The organism is Plectonema cf. radiosum LEGE 06105, from assembly GCF_015207665.1.
Classification (GTDB): Bacteria; Cyanobacteriota; Cyanobacteriia; order Cyanobacteriales; family Nostocaceae; genus Rivularia; species Rivularia radiosa_A.
Window position 1 is genome coordinate 1 of the sequence record NZ_JADEWL010000282.1, and the last position, 2,683, is coordinate 2,683.

Consider the following 2,683-nt stretch of genomic DNA (forward strand, 5'->3'; position numbering starts at 1 on the left):
CCATCTCCCCATCCCCTCAACCTTGCGACTCGCTGTCTGGGCTTGAAACCATAACGGGTTGCTGGTAAAGAGGTAATGTAAAGGTAACTGTGGAACCGAGTCCTTCACCTAAGCTGTAAAAATGCACTTCACCACCCATTGCTTCTACTAACTTTTGAGATATGGTTAATCCTAAGCCGGTACCTCCATATTGACGGGTGCGAGAACCATCGACTTGGGAAAATAATTGAAATAGTTTGTCTTGCTGGTCTAAAGAAACACCGATTCCTGTATCTACTACCCGTACTTTTACCATGCCAGGAAATTCTTGGTCTTTAAATATGACTTTTTTACGGACTACATCGGCGGTAACGGTTATATGTCCTTCATGGGTAAATTTTATCGCATTACCCACTAGATTTATCATTACTTGTTTGAGACGAAGATAATCGCTGTAAACGATAATTTCATCATTGGTATCGGGTAACTGCATCCCGAAGCTGAGATTTTTTTGCTCCGCTTGTATACGCATGAAGTTTTCTACATCGCTGAATAACTCATCCAGTTTGACTGGAGTAAGTTCTAACTCCATTTTACCTGCTTCTATTTTGGCGAAATCGAGAATGTCGTTGATTACATTCAGTAGATGCAAGGATGATTTATGAGCTTCTCCGAGAAAAAGGGATTGTTCTTCTTCATCATCCGCCATTCCGTCCAAAACCAGCTTTAAAAAGCCAATCATGCCATTTAATGGTGTACGGATTTCGTGAGAAACGTTGGCAAGAAACTCACTTTTGAGTCGCGATGCTTCTTCTGCTTGCTGGCGTGCTAATTCTAATTCTTTGTACAAAGTCGCATGGGCGATCGCGGTACCAATTTGATCTGCTGCTTCTTTGGTTAATTCAAGTTCTTTTGCTGACAAATATGAACACCCAGCATCTAAACTCAAAACGATTAAGCTATTAGGTTGCTCTTGATGGGAAGTTGCAACTATTAGAAGTTTCTCTGCTTGAAATAATGAATCTTTTGTTTGCTCTACTATAACTGGCTTGAGAGTATTTAAAGCTTGAGTAAATCCAACTTCAGTAAGTACATCTATTTCGCATCCCAACATTGAGTTAGTCGAAGGCTGGCACGATTCAGCAATTACACGTATTTTTGACTTACCATAATAAGGAAATATAATACAACGCTTCGGTTTTAATGTAGTACCTAAACTATCAACAGTTTGCTGCCAAATAATATTTAAATCCAGAGTTCTTCGGATATTTCTAGTAATATTATTAATCAGTTTCTGGTATTGTTGGGAGCGTATATTTTCTTGTGGATGGCTAGATTTGGGTGCCAGTTCGATATTACTTTTACTGGCTGCAACCTGCAACAACCTCCCCATTACCAATACTGATGTTGCAGCGTTGCCTAAAACTGGCATAATCGGAGTTATTAGCAACTCCAATTCTACGCTTCCTTGTGAGTAGTTAAACCAACACTGGTACTTTTGGGGAGTCAAAGTTGTTAATACTCGCTCCAGGTGTGATAGATAAGCGGCTTTATCAATTGGAGCGAAATGATGGCGATCGCCATCATGAACAATACATTCTGGGGTTAATCCTAAACGTTCACTCTGCTGCAAAAAGAACGAGAGGTAACGCCCAGTTGCATCTTGAACGTACACCAATTCAGCCCCCAGACAAGCTAATGGGTTGGTGCGCTCGGTAACAGATTCCAAATTTTCGGACAATAGCGGTGATTGAGAATTTGCAGCAATACTCATGACTGGAGTGGAATAGAAACAGTATGACCCAAAGAAGTTGTGCTAATAACTGCTTAAAGTTTGGCATAAAATTTTACAGCTTTAGCAGACTTTTTGGGGATTTTTATGGTATTTCCCCGAATCAGTCGCCAAAAATTCATGATATCTCTCAATCGTTCCACTCACCACGAGGTGGTACTTTAATCCGGTGAGGAGTGCGGGTTAGTTCATCATCTCTGGGAATATCACCGCGCAGCCATTGACGCAGCGCCACTTCAATGACTTTAGAGGGATCATTACTCAAGTGACTAATTTTTTCTAATAACTCCGAATCCAAGCGGATAGCAACTTCGACCTTTTCAGATAATTCTGATAATATATTTTCCGCGAAATCTGGTCTTTCTTCCATATTCATAGCTAATCTTCTCTGCGCGTTATTTGTTCCAAGGCTGTGGAGAACAGCTTTACCTAACTGTTAGTGCTTACTGCATCAAGTCATCAAAAAACCTCGTAACGGATACCCCTTTCTCTGTCTTAAAACATGGGAAAGTAATTCCTTTTAACAGTTATCAGTTATCAGTTATCAGTTATCAGTCACGTTTATATTTGGGAAAGTTTAAGTTGGGAGCCTTATTAAGGTGGTAGGCGTTGGAGTATTGGTTTAAATAGAACACCATACACCCGTGTTTACTGTTTACTGTTCACTGTTCACTGTTCACTGTTTTAACGTGGTTCAGTTCAGAATTTAGACCAATCGGGCTGCACTAATTACAAGCTCCGAATTTTAGTTGTCAATTGTGAGATTTGTTTTTAACTGGGAGTCCCTGACGTTTATTTTACGCTTTCACAATAACAATACCAGTACTAAATAAATAGTCTTTGATCTTTTCTATAAATAAAGTTAAAGTTTAAAGGCTTAAGGTCAAAGGTCAAAGGTCAAAGGTTATTTAT

General features: G+C 39.6%; 2 protein-coding genes. Both read right to left on the reverse strand.

Going from position 1 to position 2,683, the window contains the following annotated elements; translation table 11 throughout:
• Positions 1-16: 16 nt before the first annotated feature.
• Entirely contained in the window at positions 17-1,753 is a 1,737-nt protein-coding gene (locus IQ247_RS31930; RefSeq protein WP_193926205.1) for a GAF domain-containing hybrid sensor histidine kinase/response regulator, read from the reverse strand.
• A gap of 148 nt (positions 1,754-1,901) precedes the next feature.
• Complete coding sequence (locus IQ247_RS31935; RefSeq protein ID WP_193926206.1) at positions 1,902-2,147, reverse strand: hypothetical protein; 246 nt, start codon at positions 2,145-2,147, stop codon at positions 1,902-1,904.
• Between the last annotated feature and the right edge of the window lie 536 nt (positions 2,148-2,683).